The sequence below is a fragment of the Curvibacter sp. PAE-UM genome (assembly GCF_001432305.1).
Lineage (GTDB): Bacteria > Pseudomonadota > Gammaproteobacteria > Burkholderiales > Burkholderiaceae_C > Hylemonella.
Map to the genome: position 1 here is coordinate 633,915 of NZ_KQ483358.1, position 20,186 is coordinate 654,100.

General features: G+C 64.7%; 19 protein-coding genes. 3 read left to right on the forward strand and 16 right to left on the reverse strand.

Annotated features, from left to right (window positions below):
- Positions 1–5: 5 nt before the first annotated feature.
- The 3 genes from AO057_RS17675 to upp all read right to left on the reverse strand — a co-directional run bounded on the left by AO057_RS17675 (position 6) and on the right by upp (position 1,999).
- A complete protein-coding gene (locus AO057_RS17675; RefSeq protein WP_156404457.1) occupies positions 6–146 on the reverse strand; it encodes a hypothetical protein in 141 nt (46 codons plus the stop codon).
- Positions 143–1,168: an ABC transporter substrate-binding protein gene (locus AO057_RS03150; protein ID WP_057674264.1), complete on the reverse strand. Its 1,026-nt coding sequence runs from the start codon at positions 1,166–1,168 to the stop codon at positions 143–145. The genes AO057_RS17675 and AO057_RS03150 overlap by 4 nt, the downstream gene beginning before the upstream one ends.
- A gap of 177 nt (positions 1,169–1,345) precedes the next feature.
- Positions 1,346–1,999, reverse strand: a complete 654-nt coding sequence (gene upp, locus AO057_RS03155) for a uracil phosphoribosyltransferase (RefSeq protein ID WP_057674265.1) — start codon at positions 1,997–1,999, stop codon at positions 1,346–1,348.
- A gap of 133 nt (positions 2,000–2,132) precedes the next feature.
- Here upp and AO057_RS03160 point away from each other — a divergent pair, with 133 nt between their 5' ends.
- Positions 2,133–3,419, forward strand: a complete 1,287-nt coding sequence (locus tag AO057_RS03160) for a solute carrier family 23 protein (protein ID WP_057674266.1) — start codon at positions 2,133–2,135, stop codon at positions 3,417–3,419.
- A gap of 63 nt (positions 3,420–3,482) precedes the next feature.
- Here AO057_RS03160 and AO057_RS03165 read toward each other — a convergent pair whose 3' ends face one another.
- Positions 3,483–4,040, reverse strand: coding sequence for a cob(I)yrinic acid a,c-diamide adenosyltransferase (locus AO057_RS03165; protein WP_057677150.1), 558 nt, complete (start codon positions 4,038–4,040; stop codon positions 3,483–3,485).
- 120 nt (positions 4,041–4,160) lie between these two features.
- Between AO057_RS03165 and AO057_RS03170 the strand changes: the two genes are divergently transcribed.
- Both AO057_RS03170 and AO057_RS03175 read left to right on the forward strand, forming a co-directional pair.
- Complete coding sequence (locus tag AO057_RS03170) at positions 4,161–5,588, forward strand: FAD-binding oxidoreductase (protein ID WP_057674267.1); 1,428 nt, start codon at positions 4,161–4,163, stop codon at positions 5,586–5,588.
- A 21-nt stretch (positions 5,589–5,609) separates the two neighbouring features.
- A complete protein-coding gene (locus tag AO057_RS03175; RefSeq protein ID WP_057674268.1) occupies positions 5,610–8,996 on the forward strand; it encodes a putative bifunctional diguanylate cyclase/phosphodiesterase in 3,387 nt (1,128 codons plus the stop codon).
- Between the two features lie 53 nt (positions 8,997–9,049).
- On the opposite strand, the gene AO057_RS17680 is transcribed toward AO057_RS03175, so the two are convergent.
- The 12 genes from AO057_RS17680 to mnmG all read right to left on the reverse strand — a co-directional run bounded on the left by AO057_RS17680 (position 9,050) and on the right by mnmG (position 20,106).
- Positions 9,050–9,769, reverse strand: a complete 720-nt coding sequence (locus tag AO057_RS17680) for an OmpA family protein (protein WP_057674269.1) — start codon at positions 9,767–9,769, stop codon at positions 9,050–9,052.
- A gap of 114 nt (positions 9,770–9,883) precedes the next feature.
- Positions 9,884–10,300, reverse strand: coding sequence for a hypothetical protein (locus AO057_RS03185; protein WP_057674270.1), 417 nt, complete (start codon positions 10,298–10,300; stop codon positions 9,884–9,886).
- A gap of 57 nt (positions 10,301–10,357) precedes the next feature.
- Complete coding sequence (locus AO057_RS03190) at positions 10,358–11,194, reverse strand: DMT family transporter (RefSeq protein WP_057674271.1); 837 nt, start codon at positions 11,192–11,194, stop codon at positions 10,358–10,360.
- Between the two features lie 142 nt (positions 11,195–11,336).
- Entirely contained in the window at positions 11,337–12,704 is a 1,368-nt protein-coding gene (locus AO057_RS17390; RefSeq protein WP_082605395.1) for a deoxyguanosinetriphosphate triphosphohydrolase family protein, read from the reverse strand.
- 48 nt (positions 12,705–12,752) lie between these two features.
- Complete coding sequence (locus AO057_RS17685) at positions 12,753–12,950, reverse strand: hypothetical protein (protein ID WP_156404459.1); 198 nt, start codon at positions 12,948–12,950, stop codon at positions 12,753–12,755.
- A gap of 158 nt (positions 12,951–13,108) precedes the next feature.
- Positions 13,109–13,846: a class I SAM-dependent methyltransferase gene (locus tag AO057_RS03205; protein ID WP_057674274.1), complete on the reverse strand. Its 738-nt coding sequence runs from the start codon at positions 13,844–13,846 to the stop codon at positions 13,109–13,111.
- A gap of 15 nt (positions 13,847–13,861) precedes the next feature.
- A complete protein-coding gene (locus AO057_RS03210; protein ID WP_057674275.1) occupies positions 13,862–14,809 on the reverse strand; it encodes a ParB/RepB/Spo0J family partition protein in 948 nt (315 codons plus the stop codon).
- A gap of 19 nt (positions 14,810–14,828) precedes the next feature.
- Positions 14,829–15,389: an RBBP9/YdeN family alpha/beta hydrolase gene (locus AO057_RS03215; protein ID WP_057674276.1), complete on the reverse strand. Its 561-nt coding sequence runs from the start codon at positions 15,387–15,389 to the stop codon at positions 14,829–14,831.
- Positions 15,390–15,425: 36 nt separating this feature from the next.
- Entirely contained in the window at positions 15,426–16,211 is a 786-nt protein-coding gene (locus AO057_RS03220) for a ParA family protein (protein WP_057674277.1), read from the reverse strand.
- 27 nt (positions 16,212–16,238) lie between these two features.
- On the reverse strand, positions 16,239–16,853 hold the full coding sequence (locus tag AO057_RS03225; protein WP_057674278.1) for a LysE family translocator: 615 nt from the start codon (positions 16,851–16,853) through the stop codon (positions 16,239–16,241).
- Between the two features lie 626 nt (positions 16,854–17,479).
- Entirely contained in the window at positions 17,480–18,148 is a 669-nt protein-coding gene (gene rsmG, locus AO057_RS03230; RefSeq protein ID WP_057674279.1) for a 16S rRNA (guanine(527)-N(7))-methyltransferase RsmG, read from the reverse strand.
- Complete coding sequence (mnmG, locus tag AO057_RS03235) at positions 18,145–20,106, reverse strand: tRNA uridine-5-carboxymethylaminomethyl(34) synthesis enzyme MnmG (protein ID WP_057674280.1); 1,962 nt, start codon at positions 20,104–20,106, stop codon at positions 18,145–18,147. Before mnmG ends, rsmG begins: the two co-directional genes overlap by 4 nt.
- Between the last annotated feature and the right edge of the window lie 80 nt (positions 20,107–20,186).

Genomic DNA, 20,186 nt, shown 5'->3' on the forward strand with positions numbered 1-20,186 from the left:
GTCGGTCAGGGCATGCGCCCGGCCCAGATGGTGTTGATCATGTCCTCGGCCTGGGCCCGCGCCCCCAGACCATGGGCCAGCAAAGGCCAGACCGGCGCCTGACGGACCGCCTGCGCGACCACGGCCCGGCGTTTCCCTGTCGTCAAGGCGCGCTCCCCGCCCAACGTGCATCGACCAGGCTGCGTACGCTCAGGCCCTTGGCCAAAATCTCGGGCTCGGTGGCGCGCAAAAAGCGGTCCACCGTGGCCAGCTGCTCATCGGAAATGCGGCCATCGGGTGAATAGATGTTCTTGCGCAGGCGTAGCACATCGAGCAGCGTCTTGCGTTCCTCGGGCTCGCCCGGGCTCAGCGCCTCCACCATGTCTTCGGCCTTGTGCGTGGCGACCCAGACCAGCGTGCGCTTGAGTGTGCGGACCATTTTCTCGACCAGCTCGGGGCGAGAGGCAATCATGTCCTCGCGCGTGGCGACCATGCCGTTGAGGAACAGGCCGCCCATCTGCTTGCGTGTGGTGTCCAGGTCATGGTAGTCGGCCAGCACGTAAGCGGTCTTTTGCCGCACCAGGCGGGTGACAAAAGGCTCGTCGCCCACGATGGCGTCGACCGACCCGGAGCTCAGGGCCGCATGCTGGCTGTCATAGGACTGCCCGGCCGACACATAGTTGACCTGGTCGGGCTTGAGCCCGGCCTGGGTCAGCAGGTATTCGGCGAACAGCTGCGAGGTGGAGCGCCCGCCCGGCACATGGCCTTTCACACCCACCACCCGGCCCTTGAGGTCGGCCATCGTCTTCACCTTGCCGCGCAGATTGGCGCGCACCAGCAGGGTGTAGGCCGGGACACGCGTCATGGGCGCGATGCAGACCACCGGTTTGCCATTGAGCTTCTGCAGGGCCAGGGCCGACAGGCCGGCCGCCGCAAAATCACTGTTGCGTTCCAGCATGGAGCGGATGGCCTGCGGGCCACCCCCGGTGTAGCGTATGTCCAGCTCCAGCCCCTCCGCAAGATCGGCGCCGATCTTGCTGGCCAGTGGAATGGGCAGATACAGGAGATTGCCGGGGCCGGGCACGGAAATGGTGGCACGACTGGGCATTGCGGCGGCGGCCGGTCCGAAGAAACCACCCGCTACGGCCAGCTGCCCGGCACGGGCCAGAAAATGCCTGCGCTCAAACATGACGGCACCTCGTTAGGGCCTGTTCGCACTTGAGAAATCAGTGTGAACAGGCCCGAATTGATCCAGTGGGCAGATTACCCGAATTCACGTCTGGACGGCACAGGCGCCCGGCAAAAGCCCGGGTTTCGTGCACAGGTGCACAGGTGCACAGCCGCACGGACGGGCACCGTGGTGCGGCTACTGGGTGCCGAAGATGCGATCGCCCGCATCGCCCAGCCCCGGCAGGATGTAGCCGTGGTCGTTGAGCTCGCGGTCGATGGCCGCGGTATAGACCGGCACGTCCGGATGCTCCTTGTAGAGGGTGTTGATGCCCTCGGGGCAGGTCAGCAGGCACAGGAACTTGATGGAGCGCGGCTTGCACTGCTTCAGACGCGCCACGGCCGCCGCCGCCGAGTTGCCGGTGGCCAGCATGGGATCGACGATCACAACGTCGCGCTCCTCCATGTGCTTGGGCATCTTGAAGTAGTACTCCACCGCCTGCAGGGTCTTCGGGTCGCGGTACAGGCCGACGTGGCCCACGCGCGCGCCCGGCACCACCGAGAGCACGCCGTCCAGGATGCCGTTGCCCGCGCGCAGGATGCTGGCGAACACCAGCTTCTTGCCGTCGATGACCCGGCCCGTCATGGTCTCCAGCGGCGTCTCGATCTGCACGTCCTGCAGTGGCATGTCGCGGCAGACCTCATAGATCATCAGGCTGGCCAATTCATTGAGCAGGCGGCGAAAGCTGCTGGTACTGGCCTCCTTCTTGCGCATCAGCGTCAGCTTGTGCTGCACCAGGGGGTGGTCGATGAGGTGGACGTTGGCGCGCGCGGCGGGGTCGATGGCGATCATGGTCCTGTCATTCCTGCAAGAGATTGAAAAACAACGCGGATATTGCCGCATTTTGCGTCGAAGGAGCCGGGCACTGGGCGTTTTCAGGCAAATGGCCTAGCATCGCAGCACCTCAACCCAAGGAGACGCATTGATGAGCCTCTTTCAATGGACCGAGAAAAGCGCCGACGTGCTGCAGCAGGGCGGCGTGATCGCCCCCGACGAGCGCCTGCCCTGGCCGCAGACCGCCGTGATGGGCGTGCAGCACGTGATCGCCATGTTCGGCGCCACCGTGCTGGCCCCCATCCTCATGGGCTTCGACCCCAACATCGCCATCCTCATGAGCGGCATCGGCACGCTGATCTTCTTTTTCATCACCGGCGGCAAGGTGCCCAGCTACCTGGGTTCGAGCTTCGCCTTCATCGGCGTGGTGATCGCCGCCACGGCCTACGCCGGCAAGGGGCCGAACGCCAACATCGGCCTGGCCCTGGGCGGCATCATCGCCTGCGGCGCGCTCTACACCCTCATCGGTGTCATCGTGCAGGCTGTCGGCACCGGCTGGATCGAACGCTTCATGCCGCCGGTGGTCACCGGCGCGGTGGTCGCCGTGATCGGCCTGAACCTGGCAGGCATCCCGGTGAAGAACATGGCTGCCGGCAATTTCGACAGCTGGATGCAGCTCGTCACCTTCGTCTGCGTGGGCCTGGTGGCCGTGCTCACGCGCGGCATGGTGCAACGCCTGCTGATCCTTGTGGGCCTGATTGCCGCCAGCATCATCTACGCGGTGCTCACCAACGGCATGGGCCTGGGCAAGCCCATGGACCTCTCGGGTGTGATGAATGCCGCCTGGTTCGGCCTGCCCAACTTCGCCACCCCGGTGTTCGAAGCCAACGCCATGCTGCTGATCGCCCCCGTGGCCATCATCCTGGTGGCCGAGAACCTGGGCCACATCAAGGCCGTCACCGCCATGACCGGCAAGAACCTGGACCAATACATGGGCCGGGCCTTCATCGGTGATGGCGTGGCCACCATGGTCAGCGGCGGCGCCGGCGGCACGGGCGTGACCACCTATGCCGAGAACATCGGCGTCATGGCCGCCACCAAGATCTACTCCACCGCCATCTTCTTCGTGGCCGCGCTGATCGCCGTGCTGCTGGGCTTCTCGCCGAAGTTCGGCGCCGTGATCCAGGCCATCCCTCTGCCGGTGATGGGTGGTGTCTCCATCGTGGTCTTCGGCCTGATTGCGGTGGCCGGTGCCAAGATCTGGGTCGACAACAAGGTGGACTTCAGCGACAACAAGAACCTGATCGTCGCCGCCGTCACCCTGGTGCTGGGCACGGGCGACTTCACGCTGCGTTTCGGCCAGTTCGCGCTGGGCGGCATCGGCACCGCCACCTTCGGCGCCATCCTGCTGTACGCGCTGCTCAATCGCAAACGCTGAGCAGCACGCGCCAGTAAAAAACGCCCGCCGGTTTGACCCGGCGGGCGTTTTTCATGGATCCGTTCAGGCATTCTTCAGGCGTTCGCTCTTCCAGTAGACGTCATCCCCGCCATTCATGCGGTTGAGCACCCGCGCCAGCACAAACATCAGGTCGGACAGGCGGTTGAGGTACTGGCGCGGCGCCTCCTTGATGGCTTCCTCGTTGCCCAGCGCCACCACGGCGCGCTCGGCGCGGCGCGCCACCGTGCGGCAGACGTGCGCCAGCGCCGCTGCGCGCGAGCCGGCCGGCAGGATGAATTCCTGCAGGCGCGGCAGCTGTTCGTTGTGGGTCGCCAGCGCCTCGTCCAGGGCCAGCACGGCCTCTGGCTTGAGCAGCTCGAAGCCGGGGATGGACAGCTCACCCCCCAGGTTGAAGAGCTGGTGCTGGATCTCCACCAGCAGCGTGCGCACGTCGGCGGGCATGTCTTCGCAGAGCAGCACGCCGATGTTCGAGTTGAGTTCGTCCACCTCGCCCATGGCGTGCACGCGCAGGCTGTTCTTGGAGACGCGCTGGTTGTCCCCCAGGCCGGTGGTGCCGTTGTCGCCGGTACGGGTGGCGATTTGTGTCAGGCGATTTCCCATGGCGGTCACCTTGGATCAAAATGGAGTTCTCGCTGCGCCCCGGTCCATCCGGAGGCAGAATCACTGCATTATTCCCCAGCCCCGCCGTACGGGGCAAAGCCCCTCGGCCCGGAGACCGTCATGAACGCACCCACACCAAGCGCCCAGCTGCAGCCCGAAGCCCACCCGCGCAGCGTCCCCGCCGCGCTGATCGACGCCCTCAAGGCCCGCTTCGGCGAGCGCTGCTCCACCGCCCTGGTGGTGCGCGAACAACATGGCCGCGACGAATCGGCCTACACCAGCGTTCCCCCGCCCGCGGCCGTGGTCTTTGCCGAAAGCACGGCCGACGTGGCTGCCGCCGTGAAGCTGGCCAGCGACTACAGCGTGCCCGTCATCCCCTTCGGCGTGGGCTCCTCGCTCGAAGGCCATCTGCTGGCCATCCAGGGCGGCATCAGCCTGGACGTCAGCCGCATGAACAGGATCCTGGCCGTCAACGCCGAGGACCTGACCGTCACCGTGCAGCCCGGCGTGACACGCAAGCAGCTCAACGAGGAGATCAAGAGCACCGGCCTGTTCTTCCCCATCGACCCGGGCGCCGACGCCAGCCTGGGCGGCATGAGCGCCACGCGCGCTTCCGGCACCAATGCCGTGCGCTACGGCACCATGCGCGAGAACGTGCTGGCGCTGGAAGTGGTCACCGCCAGCGGCGAAGTCATCCGCACCGGCACGCGCGCCAAGAAAAGCAGCGCCGGCTACGACCTCACGCGCCTCATGGTGGGCAGCGAAGGCACATTGGGCGTGATGACCGAGATCACCCTGCGCATCTATCCGCTGCCCGAGGCCATTTCGGCCGCCATCTGCTCCTTCCCCAGCATCGAGGCCGCGGTGCGCAGCACCATCCAGATCATCCAGATGGGCATCCCGATCGCGCGGGTGGAGCTGATCGACGCCCACACCGTGCGCATGGTCAATGCCCATTCGAAGCTGAGCCTGCGCGAGGAGCCGCTGCTGCTGATGGAATTCCACGGCTCGCCCGCCAGTGTCAAGGAGCAGGCCGAGACCGTGCAGGAGATCGCCAGCGAGCACGGCGGCAACGCCTTCGAGTGGGCCGTCACGCCCGAGGAGCGCACCCGCCTGTGGACCGCGCGGCACAACGCCTACTTCGCCGCCATCCAGAGCAAGCCCGGCTGCCGCGCCATCTCCACCGACACCTGCGTGCCCATCAGCCGCCTGGCCGACTGCCTGCTCGACTCCGTGGCCGAGGCCGACGCCAGCGGCCTGCCCTACTTCCTGGTCGGCCACGTGGGCGACGGCAACTTCCACTTCGGCTACCTGATCGATCCGGCCAGCCCCGAGGAATACGCCACGGCCGAAAAACTCAACCACCAGCTGGTGCACCGCGCGCTCAAGCTGGGCGGCACCTGCACCGGCGAGCACGGCGTGGGCATGCACAAGATGGACTTCCTGCTCACCGAGGCGGGCAGCGGCGCGGTGGACATGATGCGCACCATCAAGCGCGCGCTCGACCCCAAGAACATCATGAACCCGGGCAAGATCTTCACGCTCTAGGAACCGACAGGCCCCGCCCCCATGACCCGCCCGGCCCCGCCCCCGCCCGGCCCCCAGATCGACACCCGCCGCAGCGCGCTGGGCGCGGTATTGCTCTACGCCAGCTTTGCCGCCCTGTGGATCCTGCTGTCCGACCGCGCCGTCGAATGGCTGCTCAAGGATCCCGAAGCCATCCTGCTGGCCAGCACCTTCAAGGGCTGGCTCTTTGTGGCCGTCACCTCGGCCCTGCTGTTCCTCCTGCTGCGCCAGCGTGCGGCCCCGTCATCCGAGTCGCGCCGCCCCGCCCGTACGCAACGCCTGTCACTGGCCCTGCTGGCTCTGCTGTCGGTCACGATCATCGCCCTGGTGGTGCTGACGGTCTGGCACGGCCTGCGCGAGGAAAAGGAAAAGGCCTATGCCCAGCTGCTGGCCATCTCGGAATCCAAGGCCCGCGAGATCTGGACCTGGCACAAGGAGCGGCTCAGCGACGCCTCCTGGGCCAACAAGGCACCCTATCTGCGCAACCAGTGGCTGCGCTGGCGCAACGAAGGCGACCTGGCAGCCGGCCGTGGGCTGCAGGCGTTCCTGAAAAATTACGTCAGCGATGCCGCCTTCCCGCGCATGGAAATCGTCGATGCCCAGGGCCACAAGGTGCTCGACAGCAACGACCCCGACCTGCTGCCGGCCAACCCGGAGTCGGCCCCCTTTGTCGACCCGACCCTGCACCTGGCCGTGCTGCGCGCGCTGACGCTGGGCCAGCCCATGCGCGCCGGCCCCTGGCGCGATGCCACCGGCACGCTGCGCCTGGCTTTCGTGGGCCCGCTGGCCGGCGAAACCGCCCATCCCGCCGCGCTGGTGCTGCACATCGACCCGCCCGAATACCTGCACCCCGCGCTGACCGACTGGCCCCTGCCGCAGAAAAGCGCCGAGGCTTTCCTCTTCCGCCAGGACAACGACCAGCTGCTGTTCCTCAGCGAGCTGCGCCACCGCGGCGACGCCGCGCTGCGCATGCAGCTGCCGCTGGCCGGCGGCGATCAGCTGAGCGTGCAGGTGCTGCGCGGCGAGGTGCCCTCCGGCGTGTTGATCGAAGGCCGGGACTACCGCAACGTGCCGTCCTACGGCGTGGCGCAAAGCATCGGCGATACCGAATGGTGGCTGCTGGCCAAGCAGGACCGCTCCGAACTGCTGCACAACGCGCTGGTGCGCAGCGCCTGGATGGTGCTGGCCGGCGCCCTGGCCCTGCTGGCCTTGGGCGGCGCGCTCTACCTGCACAACGAACGTCTGCGCCTGCAGGACTCGGCCCGCGAGATCGAGGAGTTGCGGCGCATCGAGCATTCGCTCAGCGAAAGCGAAGCCCAGTACCGGCTGCTGGCCGAGAACAGCAGCGACGTGGTGTGGCTCTACGACCTGGTCAACCAGCGCTTTCTCTACGCCAGCCCCTCGATCGAGGGCCTGCTGGGCTACAGCGTGAGCGAGACCCTCAAGCTCTCGATGCGCGACGTGGTCAGCCCCGAGATGTATCCGGTCACCGTGGCACGCATCAAGGCCCGCGTGGAAGCCTTCCTCGGCGGCGACGAAAGCGCACGCACGCAAACCCTGGAGTCGATCAATGTACACAAGGGTGGCCGTCACATCCCGGTGGAGGCCGTCAGCACCCTGCTGGCCGACGAGCGCGGCCAGATCACGCGCATGCTGGGCGTGTCGCGCGACATCTCCGAGCGCAAGAAATCGCAGGCCCAGCTGCTCCAGCTCTCGCAGGCCATCGAACAGAGCCCGGCCAGCGTCATCATCACCGGCCTGGACGGCAACATCGAGTACGTCAACCAGGCCTTCGTGACGACCAGCGGCTACCAGCGCCATGAGGTGCTGGGCGAGAACCCCCGCATGCTGCGCTCGGGACGCACGCCGCCCGAGGTCTATGCCTCCATGTGGTTCACGCTCAACGCCGGCCAGCCCTGGCACGGCGAGATGATCAACCGCCACAAGAGCGGGCGCGAGTACGTGCAGAGCATGAACCTGGCCCCGGTGCGCGACGCGCAGGGCCAGGTCACCCACTACCTGGCCGTGCAGCTGGACGTGACGGCGCAGAAGGATGCCGAGGACAAGGCGCACCAGCTGGCCTGGTTCAACCCGCTCACCGGCCTGCCCAACCGCCACCGCCTGCTGCAGGACATCCAGGACGTGCTGGACGCCCACGGCCGCACGCACGAGCAGTGCGCCCTGCTGCTGCTCAACCTGGACCGCTTCCAGACCGTCAACGACGCGCTGGGCCACGGCGCCGGTGACCAGCTGCTGAAGAAAATGGGCGAACGCCTGGGCGATCTGCTGCATGCCGACGACCGGCTGGCCCACCTGAGCGCCGACGAATTCGCCATCCTGCTGCACGGCGGCGACGCCGGCAGCGAAGGTACCAGCGCCCGGGCCCTGCGCGTGGCCCAGACCCTGCAGGAGCGACTGGACCAGCCCTTCGAACTGGAGAGCGCCGTGGCGCTCAAGATCAGCTGCTGCATCGGCATCACCCTGCTGCCCCAGGGCCAGGCCGACAGCCCGGGCGACGTGCTGCGCCGTGCCGACACCGCCCTGCACCGTGCCAAGGACAGTGGCGCGGGCCAGACCGCCTTCTTCGACGTGTCCATGGAGCAGCTCATCAGCCGCCGCTTCCTGATCGAGCGCGATCTGCGCCGCGGCCTGGCCGCCAACGAGCTGCGCCTGTACCTGCAGCCCCAGGTCAACGCCCAGGGCCGCGTGGTGGGGGCCGAGGCGCTGGTACGCTGGTTGCACCCCGAACATGGCCTCATGGCCCCGGGCACCTTCATCCCCATCGCCGAGGAAAGCGAGCTCATCACCGAACTGGGCCGCTGGGTGCTCAAGACCGTCTGCCGGCATCTGGGTGAACTGCGCCGCGACGGCCTGCGCCTGCCGATTGCCGTCAACATCAGCCCGCGCCAGTTCCACCAGCCCGGTTTCGTCCACGTGGTGCAGGACACCCTGTTGGCGCAGGGCGCTTCACCGGACGACCTGGTCATCGAGATCACCGAAAGCATCGTGATGGACCAGATGGACAGCGTGGTGCAGAAGATGTCGCACCTGACCAGCCTGGGCGTGAAGTTCTCGCTGGACGACTTCGGCACCGGCTACTCGTCCCTCGCCTACCTCAAGCGCCTGCCCATCCACGAACTCAAGATCGACCGCAGCTTCGTGCAGGACGCCCCCACCGACCCGAGCGACGCCGCCCTGGTGGAAGCCATCCTCTCGGTGGCACGCCACATGCGCCTCAAAGTGGTGGCCGAAGGGGTGGAAACCATCGAGCAGGCCGACTTCCTCAACGCGCGCGGCCAGGTCATCCAGCAGGGTTATCTGCATGGCCGCCCGGCCCCTGCCGACGAGGTGCTGGCGCGCTGGCGCCAGAGCCAGCGGGGCGACGCCTGAAGCGGATAAAAAAGGCGGGCCGTAGCCCGCCTTTTTTGACTTGCGTGCAGCGCTTACTGCGTCACGCGCACACGCGTTTCTTCCTTCACCGTATAACGCACTTCCACGCGACGGTTCTTGCTGCGGCCCTCGGCCGTGGTGTTGTCTGCCACCGGATCGGCCGCCCCCTTGCCATCGGTGGTGATACGGCTGGCCGCCACACCCTTGCCCACCAGGTAAGCCTTGACGGCATCAGCGCGGGCCTGCGACAGCTTCACGTTGGACTGGGCATTGCCCTGGCTGTCGGTGTAACCCGTGATGGTCAGGCCGGCCTCCGGGTACTGCTTGGCTGCGTTGACCACTTCATCCAGCTTGCTGCCGGCGCCGGGCAGCAGGCGGCTGGAGCCGGTGGCGAAGCTGGCGCCCTCCAGGCGCACGGCCTTGTCGACGACCTGCGTGCGGAACGTTTCTGCCGGAGCCGCAGCGGGCACCGGGGCGGGGGCGGGCGCCACCACGGGCGCTGGGGCCGGTGCAGCCGCCACCGGAGCGGGGGCTGGTGCCGGCGCGGGAACGACCGGCTTGGCCGTCACGCCGCCTTCGCACTCGGGGATGGCCAGTTCCGGCGTCCAGGAACCGGTGTGCCAGCACAAGCCAAAACCGCTGCGCACGACGAAGCCGTTGCTATCGCTCCAGTAACCGGGATTGGCGCGCACGTTCTGCGCCTGCAGGGAGCCGCTGACCACCAGCAGGGCGATGCCGGCAACGATCAGGGTGGTCTGCTTGCGTGTACTCATGGTGGCTCCTTTGGGTTGTAACCATTTCAGTCTAGTCAAATATCCGTGTTTGTACATTGATGCAAAACAGATTCGTAATGCACGTCTCCAGAAATTCTCAGAATGGAACAGCGCTCAAGACCCTTGCCTGTGCAGGCAGGCCCAGAGCGGCAGGGGGCCATAAATCCGGTACGACCCTGCCGTGCCGTCGCTCACGTAGAGATAGCCCGTGCGGTCTCGCTCCTGCACATGCAGCCGGTAGGCCAGGCCGTCGCGGCGCTGGGTGTTGGGCGCGAACTCCACCGCATACAGCGCCTTGATGCCCAGCTGCGTGTCACCCGGTTTCAGTTCGGAAGCCCGCTGGCGCAACCGGTCCATGCAAGGGTCCGTGAAGAAGGACAGTTGCAGGACCTGCATTTCCTTCTCGATCTGCCCCTGCGTGGCCGACGGCGGTGGCGGCACGCGGGTGCCCGGGCCGGCGCAGCCGGCCAGCAGGGCCACCAGCGCCAGGACCGACGGGGCGGCCCAGCATCGTTGCGGTGTCTTGCGCATCACAAAGGCTCCCTGTGCTACAGCCTGCTTTATCGCGGAGCGGCCGCGCGCTGTCAATCAGCGCTGCTGCCGGATCACCAGCGTGATGCCGCCCAGGATGGCGGCCGAGGCCAGCAGCAGGCGCAGCGTCAGTGGCTCCCCCAGCCAGAGGATGCCGCCCACCGCCGCGATCACCGGCACGCTGAGCTGCAGCGTGGCCGCACTCGTGGCCTTGAGGTGCGGTAGCGCGGTGTACCAGATGGCGTAACCGATGCCCGAGGTGATGGCACCGGAGGCGATGGCGTAGAGTGCGCCCGCCGTGTCGACCTGCGCGCTCTGGAGAAAAACAAAACTCATGAGCAACGCCACCGGCACCGTGCGCACGAAGTTGCCCGCCGTCACACGCAGCGCATCGCCCGCGCCCTTGCCGCGCAAGGAGTAGACGGCCCAGGCCAGGCCGGCGGTGATCATCAGCAGGGCGGCGCCGAGTGGCGGCGCGGACAAACCAGGCAGCAGCAGGCCCACCAGCCCCGCGAGCGCGAGCACCAGGCCGGCCCACTGCATCATCGAGAAATGCTCACCCTTGGCCAGCCCCCAGCCGATCATGCCGGTCTGCACCGAACCGAAGAGCAGCAGCGCGCCGGAGCCGGCGGGTAGGCTGAGGTAGGCAAAGGAGAAGGCAGCCGCGTAAGCGAAGAGTGCGAGGGCCGAGGGCCAGCTGCCGCGGCCCGTAACGCCGCGGCGTGTGAGTTGCACCAGCAGCCAGAGGGTCAGCGCACCGGAGATCAGGCGGATGGTGGTGAAGCTGGCGGCGTCAATGGGGGTGTGCTGCAAGGCGGCGCGGCAGAGCAGGGAGTTGCCGGCGAAGGCGAACAAGGCAATAGCCGTTAGATACAGCTGGCGAAGAGAGGACATCTAAGGCCGTCCTTTTTGATGCCTAGCCTAGTTGCAATCCCACTTGGCTGAGCTGCTTGAGAATTTGCGTGGCGCTTCAAATCCAGCAATGGCACGGCGCCCTGCCACTTTAGAAACCAGTCTAGGAAATTAGCAGACCAACCTAAATAGGTTTGAAGATAGAGGCACCGGACTCTCGTAAGCGGCTGTAAAACTCGACTGCATATCGATCGGTCATACCTGCAACAAAATCACAGATCAGGCGCTTCTTTGAGTCAGTGTCCGTAAGTCGCCCAAACATCACCTGCAAATCATCGGGCAGAAGCAAATGCCCCTCTTCGGAGTCAAGTGTTTCAAAAATCGTTTTAACGACTTCATAGCCGCGGTATTCCACGACCTTCAGACGTGGAGACATGATCATCAGCAAAAAATTCAGATGCTTTAGCGATTCGATCTTGATACGAATCTCGCGTGCAACCTCAACTTTCGAAAACTTGATATCGGCGCCGGTGCCATGTGTCACCGACACACCACGCATGAATCTACCGATTAGTTCGGAGGTGAATTCGGATCTCATTTTGGCGTCACTCGCCAGCATTTTCGAAGTTGTGTATTGCTCCAGAGCCGGCGTATCTGCCCCATTAAGCATGAATAAATCCGTCAGAGCAGCGAACACCTCATCTGGGGTCACCTTGGGAACTTCTTTAGCCACCTTCTCGTGAAGCTTCGTCAATAGCGACTCATCGCCCACCTTTGCCAACAATTGCATTGGGTGGCTAAAGCCGCCCTTCATGGCATCTTCCAGGTCGTATGTCGAATACGCAATATCGTCTGCGATATCCATGATCTGACATTCAACCGTCTTGAATTTTGTCGAGGCAGTCGGTACGCCCACATGTGCTTTTATTTTCTCGACCAACTCCCTTTCGGATTCGTAATAGCCCTTTTCAAGCGGCGTATCTTTTTTTCTTCGCAGTGGGATTGGGTTGTCGTACTTTAAAACGGCTGCGAGACTACGATAAGTTAAGTTCAGGCCTAAGCGTCGATCGATTCCTTCGGGTGTAATCCCACAAATATCGTCGCTCGGACCGATTGCAGCTTGGATCTTTTTCTCTACACGGGAGAGAATTCGCAGCGTTTGCGCGTTTCCCTCAAACCCACCGTATTTCTTCATGCAATCATCTAAGGCATGCTCGCCATTGTGACCAAATGGTGGGTGCCCCAGATCATGAGCAAGGCCTGCAAATTCAACCAAGTCTAGGTCTATCGACCTCCGTTTAAACGCTGGCGTTCTCTTGTTAATCTGCTGAGCGAGTCCCTTTGCGATCTGTGCAACCTCTAACGAGTGAGTCAGCCGATTGCGAAAAAAATCTGACTCGTGTCCAGGGAATAGTTGCGTCTTCCCTTGAAGCCGTCGAAATGCAGGAGAGTGCAAGAGTCGGGCAAAGTCACGTCGAAATTGACTTCTCCCCAAATCGAGTTCTTCCTTTTCCTTGCGAACTCTTTGATAGTCTTTTGCGCTGTAAAGCATCTCTCCCCTCCCCCAGAAAAGCAAAAAGCCACCATCGGTGGCTTTTTCTTATTTCTTAGATAGTGTCTTCGGTGCTGGCTTTGTTTTTGGTTTGACGATCTTCAAATTTGCTCGAACCTCGGCCGTAGCCGCAACTTTTGCTTCCAACATTTGATTGAAGAAGCCCAGTCGACCTTTGGCGGCACGACGAGCCTCGTCAACAACGGCAAAGTCAGCTGCTCTCATGTGCATATCCACCTCCATCATGGCAAGAGCCTTCCTGCTATCGGTTTTTGATTATTCTTCAGATTCACAACCTTCGCCAGCGTTTTTACGGAAAACGTCGTGAAATAGTAAAACGCCAAGAAACCGTGTCTGGCGCCGGGGCAAATACTGACCTGCTGTAAAGCCATATATCCGCTGTCCTATTGAAAGATGGCCTGATACACCCACACCGGCTTCCCCTGCGCCCCCTCCAGCTTGGCCACCGGTGTCAGCCCCATCGCCTCAAACTCCAGACTCACCAGCCAGGCCCCGGGTTTGAGTTCCGCCCGCGCCTTCTCGATGGCCCGCGGCATGCTCTCGGGCCGCTGGAACAGATAGACCAGGTCGTAGCCCGACCAATCGGCTTTCCAGATGTCACCCCGCGCCACCTGCGCCCAGGGGCAGCGGCGTGCGCAGAGCCAGCGCAGGGGCCGGCTCCATTCGATGCCGTGCAGTTCGGCCAGGGGGTAGGCCTGACGCAAGGCATCCAACCCATGGCCCAGGCCACAACCAGCGTCCAACACTTTCGCACCCGGCTCCAGCGGCACGACGTTGGGCAGTTCATTCAAGGCGTTTACCGGCGTGGGAAACAGCGGTGCATCGCGCCAGGCGTTGAGCGGGTAGATGAGGGCCAGCAATGCGAGCGGCAGCAGCCAGCCCCAGGCCGGCAGGCTGAGGCCGCCGGCTAGCAGGAGTGAAAGCGGGTAGCCGAAGCCGATGAAAAGGCGGCGCCACCAGCTGCCGCCCAGCAGGCTGAGGAACACGCCGAGCAGCGTGGACGCAGCGAGTGCATCGACCGTGCTAAGGCCGGCACGCAGGAGCAGCGAGAGTGTGAGCCAGCACAGGCCCCAGCTCAGCAGGGCCGGCAGCGGCCAGGGCAATTTGGCGAGCAGGTTCATGCGCTCGCCCTGGTCTTAATTCCCGTTGCCGCCGCTGCGGCGCAGCCGGTCGATCAGGCCGTTGAGCTCATCCAGCGAGCCGAACTGGATGCTGAGCTCGCCCATCTCTTCCACGCGGCCGTGGCGCTTGACGCGCTTTTTCACACGCACTTCCACTTCGGCGGTGAGCAGGTCCGACAGCTCTTCTTCCACGCGCTTGAGGTCGCGCGATTTTTCCTTGCCGGGCTTCTGCGGCGTGAGCGAGAACTCGGCGCTCAGTTTCTTGACCAGGTTCTCGGCCTCGCGCACCGACATCTTCTTGGCGGTGATCTGGTTGGCGGCGGTGATCTGCGTGGCGCGGTCCAGCGAGAGCAAGGCACGGGCGTGGCCCATGTCGATGTCGCCGGCCATGAGCAGGGTCTGCACCGGTTCGGCCAGGTTCAAGAGGCGCAGCAGGTTGCTGGCGGCGCTGCGCGAGCGGCCCACGGCCTGCGCGGCCTGTTCGTGCGTCAAACCGAATTCGCGGATCAGGCGCTGCAGGCCATGCGCTTCTTCCAGCGGGTTCAGGTCTTCGCGCTGGATGTTCTCGATGAGGGCCATGGCGGCGGCGGACTCGTTGGGCACGTCGCGCACCAGCACGGGCACGCTGTCCAGGCCCGCGAGTTTGGCGGCGCGGAAACGGCGCTCGCCGGCAATGATCTCGTGCTTGCCGGCGTTGGGGCCGTCGGTCAGCTTGCGCACCAGGATCGGTTGCATGATGCCCTGGGCCTTGATGGACTCGGCGAGTTCATACAAGGCCCCTTCGTCCATGCGGGTGCGCGGCTGGTACATGCCGGCCACCATCTCGTCGAGCTTGAGGCTGCCGGTGCTCTGGCCTTCGCGCGCCTCGTTCATGGCGGCCACTTCGGCGCGGGTGTCGTCGACCTTGGGGCCCAGCAGGGCTTCGAGTCCGCGGCCGAGGCCCTTGGGTTTCTTGGTGACCATATCGTTCTACTCTCTGTTATCAGTTCGCTGTGTTCAATTCCTGGAGGGCCATCAGGCGCTCCAGCAGGGCGTGGCCCCGGGGCCAGTCGCCCAGGTTCGAATCGGCATTGAGGTGGCCGGCATTGCCGGCGTCGACGAATTCGGAACCCCAGTCTTGCGCCAGACCCTGGGCCATGTCGAAGGGGCAGCGGTCGTCGTTGCGGCTGGCGACCAGGATGCTTTTGAAAGGCAGGGCCTTGCGCTCAATCGGCCACCAGCTGGGCAGGATGGCGCGGGTCTCGTCGCGCGCCACGTCGCCGGGCGCCACCAGCAGCGCGCCCTTGACGCGGTGCACGTTGCGCGAGTGCGCGGCCCAGGCCGCGACCAGGATGACACCCAGGCTGTGCGCCACCAGCACGGCCGGCTCGGGGCACAGCAGCACGGCTTCTTCCAGCTGCATCTGCCAGTCGCCGCGCATGGGGCGTTCCCAGTCGTGTTGCTGCACGCGCGTGTAGCCGTACGCGGCCTCCCACCGGCTCTGCCAGTGACCCGGGCCGGAGTTGTGCCAGCCCGGCAGGACGAGGATGCTTGCGGGATGCATGCTATTGTTTTTGTAGCTGACGAGCGGGCCGGTGGATCACATCTTCTGGATGCGGTCGACCATCTCCTGCGCGAAGCTCACGAAGGATTGCGCGCCCTTGGACGCCGGGTCGAACACCACACCGGGCACGCCGTAGCTGGGTGCTTCGGCCAGGCGCACATTGCGCGGGATGACGGCGTCGAACACCTTGTCGCCGAAGTGAGCCTTGAGCTGGTCGCTCACCTGGGCCTGCAGGGTGATGCGCGGGTCGAACATGACACGCAGCAGGCCGATGATCTGCAGGTCGGGGTTGAGGTTGGCGTGCACCTGCTTGATGGTGTTGACCAGGTCGGTCAGGCCTTCGAGCGCGAAGTATTCGCACTGCATGGGCACGATGACCCCATGCGCGCTGCACAGGCCGTTGAGGGTGAGCATGGAGAGCGAGGGCGGACAGTCGATGAGCACGAAGTCGTATTCGTCGCTGACCTTGGCCAGGGCTTCCTTGAGGCGCCGTTCGCGGCGCTCCACATCGACCAGCTCCACTTCGGCGCCCGCGAGTTCGCGGTTGGCGCCCAGGATGTCGTAGCTGCAGCCGCCTTCGATGAGCTTGTCGCTTTTGACACGGGCCTCGGCGATGGAGGCGCTTTCGAGCAGCACGTCATAGAGGGTGAGCTTGAGTTGCCGCTTGTCCACCCCCGAACCCATGGTGGCATTGCCCTGGGGGTCCAGGTCCACCATCAGCACACGCTGCCCCACCTTGGCCAGACCTGCCGCGAGGTTGACGGTCGTTGTCGTCTTGCCCACGCCACCCTTCTGGTTGGCCACGCAGAAAATTTTCGCCATCAGGTCGTCCCTTTTATATATGTGAGATCAGCGGGTGAAAGCAAGACGCAAGCCGAAGCCGATCAGGCAGAGGCCGGCAATTTTCTCCAGCATGCGGCCATACAGCGGGTTGGCGCGCAGACGGTCGGCGAGATAGTGCGTGAGCAGGGTCATGCCCAGGCCGTAGAGAAAAGTCAGAAAGGCGATCGTCACGGCCATGAAGCCGAAGGTGAACAGGCCCTGGTGCGTGGCCGGGTCGACGAAGAGCGGAAAGAAGGCCAAGTAGAACATGATGGCCTTGGGATTGAGCAGGGTGATGACCATGGCCTGGCGCAGGTAGTGGCCGGCCTTGATGTTCAGCACCGGCGCCGCGCCGGGTTTGGCCAGCAGCATCTGCACACCGAGGAATGCGAGGTAGGCCGCCCCGCCCCACTGCAGCAGATTGAAGGCGGTCGGGTAGGCGATCAGCAAGGCGGCCACACCGGCCACCGCGGCCCACATCAGCACCTGGTCGCCCAGGATCACCCCCAAGGTCGCGGCCAGCCCGCCGCGCACCCCACCCTTGCTGGTGGACGTGATCAGCGCCAGATTGCCGGGGCCCGGGATCAGCAGAAAAATGATGACGGTGACGACAAAAGCGCCGTAGTCGGCTACGCCAAACATGGGGGGATGGGGTCTTGAATGGGGGGGCTTGGGGAAGGGTTGAGTGTACGGCAGCTTTTTGGGGGTTCTGGTCGGTTGGGCTGCTGGTTTGCCCGGATTTGGTGTTTCACGTGGAACACTTTTAGGCCCGCGTCTTTGCCTGCGGCGCTTTTGTAATCCCCCCCTATCCCCCCAGCCCCCTTCCCACCCCCGCCGGGGCGGGAAGGGGGAGCCCGATTTGGTAGTTGGTTTTCTGGACAGGCTTCTATGAAGCGGGGCGTCGCCACTGCTACTTCTGGCCTGGACTTCTTGGCTGCGGTCGTAGTGAACGGCTCGGAAGTAGCTAGCCACTAACGGTGGTTGGCTACGCCAACCTGCCGTTTTCGAGCCCAGAAGGCGGGCCGCGCGCACCGCTCTTTTCTCGTCGCTGGCGCGCAGCCGCCAGCCAGAGCCGCACCGACCCATCACCGTTTACTACGACCCGTTCCGAGAAATATGGGCACCGAGACCACGGCGGCGACCTCACGCTCGTAGGAGCGTAGCCGGCACGCAATTCCAAAATTGGGCTCCCCCTTCCCGCCCCGGCGGGGGGGGGGAGGGGGCTGGGGGGATAGGGGGGGATTACAAAAGCGCCGCAGGCAAAGAGGTCAGGTCGAAGCAGAAGGCTTCATCCAAACGATGCACCTCTCCGCCCCCAAGCCAGGAACAGAAAGCTGTTCCACGTGAAACACCTGCACCCCGGCCGGGAGCGCCGCCAGCTCCTCCACCGGCGACTTCCCCTTCATCGCCATCCAAACCCCCGCCGGCGCCAGGGCCGAACGGGACCAGGACGTGAAGTCCACCAGGGAAGCAAACGCCCGGGAACTGACCACGTCGTAATGGTCGTCCAGGTTTTCCACCCGGGCGTGCAGGCCCTTGAGGTTGGAAAGTTTCAGGGTCAAGGCGGCCTGCTGGATGAAGGTGGCTTTCTTGGCCACGGTGTCCACACAGCTCACGGCGATGTCCGGGCAGCAGATGGCAATGACCACGCCCGGCAGGCCGGCGCCGGAACCGACATCGAGCAAACGGAAGCCCTGCCCGTCCGCCGGCTGGCGGCTGGCCAGTTGCTGCCGCAAGGGGCGGATGACGGCCAGGCTGTCGAGCAGGTGGTGGGTCAGCATCTCGGCCGGGTCACGCACGGCTGTCAGGTTGTAGACCTTGGTCCACTTCTGGATCAGGGCCAGGTAGTCCAGCAACTGGGTGATCTGGGCCTCGGACAGCTCCAGGCCAAGTTCGGCCACGCCCTGTTTCAGGGCCGTCGGGAGATCCAGGCTCATGCCGCCTCGGCCACTTCGGTCTTGGCGAAACCGCGGAAACCACCTTTTTTCAGGTGGATCATCAGCAGGGAAATGCTGGCTGGGGTGATACCGGAGATGCGGGAAGCCTGGCCCAGGGTTTCCGGGCGGTGCTTTTGCAGCTTCTGGCGGGCTTCGATGGAGAGGGCGGAAACCTGCATGTAGTCCAGATCGGTGGGCAGCTTGAGGTTTTCGTAATGAGAGGCGCGCTCCACTTCGTCCTTCTGGCGGTCGATGTAGCCGGAATACTTGGCGGCAATCTCCAGTTGCTCGACCACGGGCTCGGCCAGCTCACCCAGTGTTTCACGTGAAACATCGGGGTTGGCGTACTTGCCACCGTCCAGGGACATAAGGCCGGCGTAGCTCACATCCGGCCGGCGCAGCAGGTCGAAGAGGTGGTACTCGCGCTCGATCGTGGTGCCCAGCACCCGCTCGGCCTCGGCCGCGGACAGGATGCGGGGGTTCACCCAGGTGGCCTTGAGGCGCTCTGTTTCACGTGAAACAGCGTCGCGCTTGCGGCAAAAAGCGCCCCAGCGGATGTCGTCGACCAGGCCCAGTTGGCGGCCGGTTTCGGTCAGGCGCAGGTCGGCGTTGTCTTCGCGCAGCTGCAGGCGGAACTCGGCCCGGCTGGTGAACATGCGGTAGGGCTCGGTCACACCCTGGGTGGTCAGGTCGTCGACCAACACGCCCAGATAGGCTTCGTCACGACGCGGTTGCCAGGCTTCGGCGCCCCGAACCTGGAGCGCGGCGTTGATGCCGGCAAACAGGCCCTGGGCCGCTGCCTCTTCATAACCGGTGGTGCCGTTGATCTGGCCGGCGAAGAACAGGCCCTGGATCTGTTTGGTCTCGAAGCTGCCCTTGAGCGAGCGCGGGTCGAAGTAGTCGTATTCGATGGCGTAACCCGGGCGCAGGATGTGGGCGTTTTCCAGCCCCTTCATCGAGCGGACCAGGTCGTACTGAATGTCGAAGGGCAGGCTGGTGGAGATGCCGTTGGGGTAGTACTCGTTCGTCGTCAGGCCTTCGGGCTCCAGGAAGATCTGGTGGCTGTCCTTGTCGGCGAAGCGGTTGATCTTGTCTTCGACGCTGGGGCAATAACGCGGGCCCACGCCCTCGATCTTGCCGGTGAACATGGGGCTGCGGTCGAAGCCGGAGCGGATGATCTCGTGCGTGCGCTCGTTGGTGTGGGTAATCCAGCAGGGCATCTGCTGCGGATGCATGGCCGCCTTGCCCATGAAGCTGAACACCGGCACGCTGTCGCCCACGCCGCCGGGCATGCCGTCGCCCGGCTGTTCGGTGCACAGGGAGAAGTCGATGGACCGGCCGTCAATGCGCGGCGGGGTGCCAGTCTTCAGGCGACCCTGCGGCAGCTTGAGTTCTTTCAGCCGGGCCGACAGGCTCACGGCCGGCGGGTCACCGGCGCGGCCGGCCGCGTAGTTGTTCAGGCCCACGTGGATCTTGCCGTCCAGGAAGGTGCCGGCGGTCAACACCACGGTGCGGCTGCGGAACTTGATGCCGACCTGGGTGACGGCGCCAACCACCCGGTCGCCCTCCACCATCAGGTCGTCCACGGCCTGCTGGAACAGCCAGAGATTCGGCTGGTTTTCCAGGCGGCGGCGGATGGCGGCTTTATAAAGAATGCGGTCGGCCTGGGCGCGGGTGGCACGCACGGCCGGGCCCTTGGAGCTGTTGAGGATGCGGAACTGGATGCCGCCCTCGTCGGTGGCGATGGCCATGGCCCCGCCCAGCGCGTCCACCTCTTTCACCAGGTGGCCCTTGCCGATGCCGCCGATGGAAGGGTTGCAGCTCATCTGGCCCAGGGTCTCGATGTTGTGCGTCAGCAGCAGGGTCTTGGCGCCCATGCGCGCGGATGCCAGCGCGGCTTCGGTGCCGGCATGGCCGCCGCCGACGACGATGACATCGAATTCTTGTGGGTAGAGCATGGAGGAATCCCGGTGGTCGTGCACGCGTGCTGCGCGCCCTGGGCCAAGTAGATGAAGAAGGTGAACACCCGCTTTAGGCC